Here is an 8,547-nt window from a genome sequence, read left to right on the forward strand (position 1 = left end):
TATGACTCAATTTAATCAATTAGTTAATAAAAACAAAATAATCTATTTAATCTCAAGTAAATGTAAGCTACTGTCATTTTTATTTAAAATAAACAGGCTGAAATGAGAAATTCTACAGCCTCGTTATGCGTTCAGGAGTATATTCGTATGCCACATGTAGAAATTAAATATTCTGATAACTTGGATATAGACACGAAAGAAGTTTTTGATGTAATAGAGGGAATTATTAATAAAAAAGATTCCAGTGCTGGTGTGTGTAAGTCTAGAGCTTATCCCTGTTCGGAGTATAAATACTCCCACATTCTCATCACAATATCGTTGCTCACTAAACCTCATAGAGGTGAAGAGTTCACACTAACTTTAAGTAATGAGCTAGAAGAGTCCATAAAACTGCATCTTAAACAAAGCGTGTATTTTTCACTAAATATCGAATATAGCCTAGCTTACTACATCACGAATGTTCATCTAGTTGATGGCGATACGTTGGAAGGTATTAATAGTTAAATTTTAAAAACGCATAAAAAACAAGGATATGTGCCGCACAGCCGACACCTTATCTGGGTGTTGAGGCTGTAGAATTTCTCCGAAAAGAATGTTTTTACGTTCTTTTTTAATAACTTGCTCATTGTACAAAAAAACAACCTTTATTGAGCTGGTCGAGTTTGAGCTAATAGCTATTATTCGTTCTGAGTTAAATATGATGGCATCCTTTTTAAATAAAGAGGCAAACCTGACTTATCTTGCCAAAGTAAATTCACCCCAATTGATTTCTCACTGCAAATTATCCCCTTGGAATATGAATATTCATTTTTCCATTCCACCTTTCCATATTCTTGAATACTCCTTTAGCAGAGTACCTTGATTTAAGTTCTTTTGATAATCGCTATGACAAAGATGAAGATATTAGCTAGCTGTTATTGTTGATGATTTTTATGCTGTTCACCTTTATGATGGCAACCTATTTATGAATACAACTGCATTTAAAAAAGATTAAGGAATACTGGGAAATGAAGAAAATTATATTCATCGGAATACTCTTGTTTTTGATTGCGATTTCATTTATCCCAAAATTTATTTCTTTTGAGCGAACACCTTTTCAAAAAAATTGGATTACTTACAAAGCACAGTTTATTGATACTAACCGAGTGCTTGATACTGATAATAACAATATACCAACCAGTGAAGGGCAAGGGTTTGCTTTATTGTTTGCTGTTTTCTCTAATGATAGAAAGCAGTTTCAAGACATGTGGGCGTGGACACAACAAAACATGCAGCGTGAAGATCATTTATTTCGTCAGCAATATTCACCCTCAGAAAAAGGGGAGTGTGATAAAAAATGTATCTCTGCTCAAAACAACGCAAGTAATGGCGATATTATTATTGCTTGGGCTTTATTAGCAGCAGAAAATAAATGGGATCGCCAAATATTCCTCGTTGAAGGTTTACGTGTGTTAGATGCTATTAAAGCTAAACTTATTCGTCAACAATTCGGTTATCAGTTGGTATTACCGAGCGAAACAGGCTTTGAATTGCCTGATGACCGTGTTCAAATCAATTTATCCTACTGGGTATTTCCCGCTTTAAATTTATTTACAGAAGTAACAGGTGACCCGATTTGGGCTGAAATATATCAATCAGGCACTTCACTGATGGCGTCAGCTCGTTTTGGTGATTGGAATTTACCGTCAGATTGGATGATCCTGTCGGAAGAGAAAGCAACTTTAGAAGGGGCTAACTCTACAGAGTATGGAGAGAATGCTAATCGATTACCGCTTTATTTAATGCTTGCACAAGATTATCAAACACAATTAATCGTGCCATTTATTGACTTTTGGGCTCAGGAATCATTACCAGCAACGGTTGATTTATTGACAGGTCAACGTTCAGAAACAGTTGCTAACGCTGGAATGAAAGCGATTAAAGCCGTTACAGAAGCTAAAATGGACAATGATAACGCTGATGTTACGTTGCCTCAGATAACGCCAGAAACAGACTATTATTCTGCCACTTTTATTTTATTATCACAGCTCCCGATTGTTAAAAAATAATGATATCAACGTTGAATTCGTTGATCAAAGTGCGACGAGCACATCTTGATATAGAGTAACTCGATCTAATGCTTGAGTTAGTTTGCTTAAAGAGGGGCGTCTTATTGATGTTAATTATTATTACTATAAGTGTCAGTTCAACAGGGCGTTTTTAAAAGATGTGATCTGCTTATAAGTGATTATTTAATTTGGTATTTATTTAGAGTGGCATTGTTTAAATTAGAAAGGCACTATTACTTAAGTTAGAAAAATACTATTGCACTTATCACTTGAATTCAAGATTAGAAAAACATGATGGAAATAAGCTAAGCCAATAGATTAAATTAATATAGCTCGATGAAAAATAGCTCAATGAAAATAGCTCAATGAAAATAGACGCCAAATATTCAGACTTAAAAGAGAAAATAAATATGACTACAATTACTTCTAGATGTCCACATTGCCACTCCATGAATCGCTTACCTGTTGAACGAATTGAAGCTGCGCCTAGTTGCGGACGTTGTAAGCAAGACTTGTTACAGGGCGCGCCTATTGAAGGAACGGGGGCTAATTTATCGGCGTTAATTAATGGTGATAAACCCGTTGTTGTTGATTTTTGGGCACCGTGGTGTGGACCTTGTATTAACTTTGCGCCAACATTTACAGAGGTAGCAACACAACAAACTGCCGCTCGATTTGTGAAAGTCGATACTGAAGATCAACAACAGTTAGGGGCACAATATAATATTCGTAGTATTCCTACGTTAATGGTTTTTAAACACGGTAAAGTAGTTGATACCTTGAACGGCGCGTTACCTGCAGCACAATTTAAATCATGGTTAGCACAAGCATTACTAAAATAAGTGCCTATTTGTGCCTGCATAGCTTTGCAGCCTTTGTTGAAGTGTTGTTGTTGTTGTTGTTTGTTATGGCAGTGGCACTTTGTAGAGGAAATATATGCAAATAACGATCATTAGACATGGTAAACCCGACCCGATTTCAGAACATCCAATGACTGCCACCGAATTTACTTATTGGATTACGTTTTATGATCAATCTAAGGTTTCTTTAAATACATCGCCTTTGCCTTCTTCCGTCACCCACGCAAATAATTGTAATGCGATAATTTGTAGTCGTCTTCAACGATCTATTGATTCAGCCTCTATCCTAAATGCAGGGAAGATCGTTTTATGTGATGATCTATTTATAGAAGCTGGATTACCATCAGCAAGTTGGCATACTTTTAAAATGACGCCGAAATTTTGGGCAATATGCTTTAGAGTGTTATGGCTTTTAGGCTATTCACATCACTCCGAATCAATAAAAGAAGTAAAAGCTAGAGCAGCATTAGCGACAGATAAGCTTATTGAGTTAGCGACTCAGCATCATAAAGTACTGTTTGTTGGCCATGGCATTTTTAATCGATTTCTTGTTAAGGAATTGATAAGGCGTGGATGGTCTGGGGCTAAATCTCCACAATCAGAATATTGGGCGGGTGACCTCTATAAGAAAAGTTAAGGGCCAGTAGATTTTAAAATTGCTTTGCCTTTAAAGTATTCTATCGATACTCATTCGTCGATATCCTTTTAGTTCATACTTATTTAATTAATACCTCGTTCTCTATTAAAACAGCCGTTATTAAAAAGCGCTTCTCTATTTATTAACCTACTCTTATATTTCAAACCTTAAACCTTAAACCTTAAACCTTAAACCTTAAACCTTAAACCTTAAACCTTAAACCTTAAACCTTAAACCTTAAACCTTAAACCTTAAACCTTAAACTTGAATACCGCCTATCTTGTACTCTAATAAAATCTAATCTATGAAATAGTTGAATGATTAAAGTGGTTTTTCGGGTCTTCTTGATACAACGCCTGACAAGGATGAATAAAATGGTTACATCACCCGGAGAGAGTTATGAGTAAATGGAAGAAAATATCGCTGATTGTTATCGGCATTCTAATTTTTATTGCATTATTTTTTACTAAAATAGTGGCCTATGTAATACAGGGCGCTGAACAAGCACAAGGTGAAACAGACTTACGTTTTAGTGAAATTAGTACGGAATTCACACATCAATCTGATTTTGTTGCCGGACTACCTTTTATGGCGTTATCTACCATCGATATAGATAACGATGGTATTGATGAAGTGTTTGTTGGTGGTGGTATTGGACAGCAAGATGGTTTACAAAAATATGTGAATAATGCGCTAGTAAGTATTCCTTCTGAAGGTTGGTTTGATAAAGCTGAAGACGACCCAACTTATGGAGCATCATCAATTGATGCTAACAACGATGGTTTAGTCGATCTTTTTGTTGCAAGAAGTAGTGGTATTTATTTTTATGAAAATACTGGAACAGATTTTACAGGTAAGAAAATAGACTTTCCTTTAGATAAAAAGTCGATGCCTTTATCAGTTTCTTTTGGTGATATTAATAATGATGGCGCGGTTGATTTGTATGTTTCTAACTATATTCGTCCTGAATATGTGGAAGGTGAAACTATCTTTAATCAAGAATATGGCGGCATTAGTAATTTATTATTAAATAACGGTGACAACACTTTTACGGACATTACTAAATCGTCTGGTGTTTACGAGCAACATAATACTTTTACTGCTGTTTTTGTAGATTTAAATAACAATGGCTTAAGTGATTTAGTTGTTGCTCAAGATACTGGTTTTGTACGTATCTTTAAAAATAATGGCGATTTAACCTTTGAAAATATCACTTTACCGGTGACTTATAGTTACCCGATGGGTATTGCAGTGAGTGATTATAATAACGACGGTTTAATGGATTTATATTTCAGTAATGTTGGTAAAACCTTACCTGACTTTTTAGTAGTAGGGGATTTAAGAGAAGATCAAACCTTGAATAAAGATTATATCTTGCTAGAGAATCAAGGTGATTTTAATTTTAAAGATACTGCTCTAGAAAATAACGCAGCAAAATATGGGTTTGGTTGGGGGCTCGTTTCTTATGATTTTAATAACGATACGCTTGCTGATTATCTCATTACCCAAAATTATATTCGTTTCCCTGCTGTTGAACATTTAGATCTCTACCCTGGTAACTTATTACAACAATATGAAGAAAACTCATTTAAACCTGTTGAAGAAGTCGCTGGTATTGGTAATAAACATTTTGGTGTAACAACGGTTGTTTCAGACTTTAATCAGGATGGTTGGCCTGATGCTGTGATTGGTAATTTAAATGGAAAATTACGTGCTTTCATTAATAATGGTGGAACGCGTCATTGGCTTAAAATTGCTTTTAAAGATGAGACTCATTCTATTGGCGCATTAGTCACACTAACCATGGTTGATGGTCAAACTTATACCAATCAGTTTTATACCAGTGAAGGTTTAGGTTCGGATCAAACTAGTGATGTGTTTTTTGGGTTAGGTAATCAAACTGAGATTAAATCAGTGAAAGTGAGTTATCAGAGTGGAAGAACGGTGAATATTGATTCACCACAGGTCGACTCTACCATTGACCTTTCTGACTATTAATTTAAAGCGTTAATTTCAAATGGCTACTTTCAAGTTGTTAATTTAGGCAATTAATTTTAGGTTAGTAGTCTTAGATTATTAGCCTTAGATGATTAGCCATAACAATATAAACACTCAAAAAGAGATCTAAATTGTGGATAAAAAAACATATAACACATTATTGCTCACTGGCATTGCTGGGTTTCTAGCTGCTTTGTTAGTTGGAATAGGGGAGTTCACTTTACAGTTTTCTCCTCTCGGAGGTTACGAAGTTGAAGGGTACGGTTACTTTGCTAATGTGACTAAAGACAAGTTAACGATAGGACATTTCTTTAGTACTTTAGCTGCGCCATTATATATTTTAGGCTACTGGCACCTTGGACAAATGTTTATTCGAGGTGGTAGTAAAGTACATGGTTGGATTATCACCTTATTAGGTGGTTACGCCTTTATGGTCGGTAATGCTTGGTTAGGTGGCCGCATTTATTTAGCCTTAACTGCGCATGAAATTGCCGATACGACTGATACTAATGTAGTACTTCAATTACAGGGCTTATTAAGCGACTTTGGGGCACACAACGAGCCTCTTGTTAATGCATTGCGCTTGGCGATGGTTGTTGTGTCTGTACTTTGGATATGGCGTATTGTCATCGGTAAAACACTTTATCCGCGTTGGGTGGCATTATTTAGCCCTGCCTTAATCTTAGGAGTGATCTTTACGACTTACTTTACTGGGTTAAGTATTGGTGTTTGGTTATTGCCAGCTGCAATGAATGTGGTGCATTTAATTGTATTTACTATCTCACTTTATTCATTACACCGTGTGTATAAAATAGGTTTGCCTACTCAAAGCCAAGACTAATTAAAAGATAATTAATATGCAGAGCAAAGATACACAGAACAAAGGTACAGAGAACAAGGATATGCCGCTTACGAAGGTTCAGATAGCAATAAAAGTCATTTTGTTAGTGCTATTGAGTATTGGTTTATACGGCGCGTTATCTGTGTCTTATTTAACAGTAACAGGCATTGCGCCATGTCCAAGTGTTGCCAAACTACCTGCTTGTTTTATCGTGACTATTGGCTATTTTCTAATGTTGGTAGCGACTCTTTTTAATAATAAGCTTAATGCTAAATGGTTGTTTATTATTGGCTGGTCACCTGTTGTATTACTCGCTCTAGTCGGTAGTTTATTGGAGTTAAGCCAAGGTGATATTTGTCCTAAAAGCAGTATGGGAATCGCGTTGTGTTATGTCTCACTTAGTTTTGCGATCATGGTAGCTGGGCTATTTTGGTTACTTAACAAAATGAGTCCTTCTATCAAGTAATGTAAACAAAAGTAAATTTACATAATTTAATTTAATTTAATTTAATTACTCTAAAAGGGATGTTAGCTGTTATTAGCTTCATCCCTTTTTTATTGATCAAAGCATAACCAAATAGGCTGCGGAAGGAGAGACTTGGGCTTTCGCTTCCTAGGCTTATTTAAAATAGCTACCCCTAAGCGCTTACTATTAACTAGCATTATTTTTCGTTCGTGTTCTTCGTGTCGCACAGCGTCTTCGTGGTGATTAATGCTTTTTAAAGTCAAAGGCGGTTTAACCACGAAGGCACGAAGGGTAAAGAAGATTAAGTCAAAACCCTTACTATTAACCAACGCTGTTATTTATCTTCGTGTCCTTCGTGTAGCACAGCGGCTTCGTGGTGATTAATGCTTTTTAAAGTCAAAAGCGGTTTAACCACGAAGGCACGAAGGGTAAAGAAGGTTAGGTCAAAACTCTTACTATTAACCAACGCTGTTATTTTTCTTCGTGTCCTTCGTGTAGCGCAGCGTCTTCGTGGTGTTTAATGCTTTTTAAAATCAAAGGCGGTTTAACCACGAAGGAACGAAGGGTAAAGAAGGTTAGGTCAAAACCCTTACTATTAACTATAGAGTTGTTGTTTTTCTTCGTGTTCTTCGTGTTCTTCGTGTAGCGCAGCGTTTTCGTGGTGCTTAATGTTTTTAAAATCAAAGGCGGTTTAACCACGAAGGCACGAAGGGTAAAGAAGATTAAGTCAAAACCCTTACTATTAACCAACGCTGTTATTTATCTTCGTGTCCTTCGTGTAGCACAGCGGCTTCGTGGTGATTAATGCTTTTTAAAGTCAAAAGCGGTTTAACCACGAAGGCACGAAGGGTAAAGAAGGTTAGGTCAAAACCCTTACTATTAACTATAGAGTTGTTGTTTTTCTTCGTGCCCTTCGTGTAGCGCAGCGTCTTCGTGGTGATTAATACTTTTTAAAGTCAAAAGCGATTTAACTACGAAGGGTAAAGAAGATTAGTTAAAAAGAAAAAACAACACAGACCTCCTGTAAGCTAAACCATGCGCCCCAGAATAAAAAGCTCATAAACTTGTAGCAACAAGTCAAAAAACACACCACCCCCTGCAGGCTAAAGCCAGCGCCCCAAAGTCACAGGCTGGTAATAGTTGCAGAAAGGCAGACGGTTTTAGTTTGTTAATTTTGACTTGGAGGTGCACGTTTCAGTTTCCAGATGCTTTTGTGTCGATTTATATTTTACGAGTCATATTTCAGTTTGTAGGTATCGAAACTCGGGGCGCATGCTTTAGCTTGCAGTGTTTTAATGTTTACATGTGTTGACTTTGACTTTGTAGTTAACCTCAATTCTGGTTTGTTAAATCGATATTACTTTTAAAATCATAAGGGCTATTTTTTATTAGACAGAGTCATTAGTTTTGCGTAGTTCAGGTAAATTATTGAAGCAATAACTGGTTATTGAGAGATAATTTAACGCAGAAATCTGCAGAAATAGCGGTGTGGTATCACTTTGCTTATCCAGAATTGAGGTTAACTAGCTATTTATTGTTTTTCTTTGTGTAGCGCAGCGGCTTCGTGGTGATACCATTTCCGATAAATATGTGATCTAATTAAGTTTCTTACAAAGGAGCTAATATGAGTCACAATTTTGCTGAATTAATTAATGCGACAACCAATGCGAGACAACGATTAAAACTACTCGCTGTCT

7 protein-coding genes are annotated in these 8,547 nt (G+C 36.1%); all 7 read left to right on the forward strand.

Going from position 1 to position 8,547, the window contains the following annotated elements; genetic code table 11:
* The first annotated feature begins 147 nt into the window (after positions 1–147).
* The 7 genes from SP041_RS20395 (at position 148) to SP041_RS20425 (ending at position 6,850) form a co-directional block, all read left to right on the forward strand.
* Positions 148–504, forward strand: coding sequence for a hypothetical protein (locus SP041_RS20395; RefSeq protein ID WP_025564578.1), 357 nt, complete (start codon positions 148–150; stop codon positions 502–504).
* 503 nt (positions 505–1,007) lie between these two features.
* Positions 1,008–2,048 carry a glycosyl hydrolase family 8 gene (locus SP041_RS20400; protein WP_025564579.1) on the forward strand — a complete coding sequence of 347 codons (1,041 nt, stop codon included), beginning with the start codon at positions 1,008–1,010 and terminating at the stop codon, positions 2,046–2,048.
* A gap of 410 nt (positions 2,049–2,458) precedes the next feature.
* The gene (trxC, locus tag SP041_RS20405) at positions 2,459–2,890 is read left to right on the forward strand and encodes a thioredoxin TrxC (RefSeq protein WP_025564580.1); all 432 of its coding nucleotides are present in this window, start codon (positions 2,459–2,461) and stop codon (positions 2,888–2,890) included.
* A gap of 94 nt (positions 2,891–2,984) precedes the next feature.
* On the forward strand, positions 2,985–3,545 hold the full coding sequence (locus SP041_RS20410) for a histidine phosphatase family protein (RefSeq protein ID WP_025564581.1): 561 nt from the start codon (positions 2,985–2,987) through the stop codon (positions 3,543–3,545).
* Between the two features lie 399 nt (positions 3,546–3,944).
* Positions 3,945–5,543, forward strand: coding sequence for a VCBS repeat-containing protein (locus SP041_RS20415; RefSeq protein ID WP_025564582.1), 1,599 nt, complete (start codon positions 3,945–3,947; stop codon positions 5,541–5,543).
* A 133-nt stretch (positions 5,544–5,676) separates the two neighbouring features.
* On the forward strand, positions 5,677–6,384 hold the full coding sequence (locus SP041_RS20420; RefSeq protein ID WP_025564583.1) for a DUF6796 family protein: 708 nt from the start codon (positions 5,677–5,679) through the stop codon (positions 6,382–6,384).
* 16 nt (positions 6,385–6,400) lie between these two features.
* Complete coding sequence (locus SP041_RS20425; RefSeq protein WP_025564584.1) at positions 6,401–6,850, forward strand: hypothetical protein; 450 nt, start codon at positions 6,401–6,403, stop codon at positions 6,848–6,850.
* The last annotated feature ends 1,697 nt before the right edge of the window (positions 6,851–8,547 follow it).

The organism is Psychromonas sp. SP041 (assembly GCF_000470315.2).
Lineage (GTDB): Bacteria > Pseudomonadota > Gammaproteobacteria > Enterobacterales > Psychromonadaceae > Psychromonas.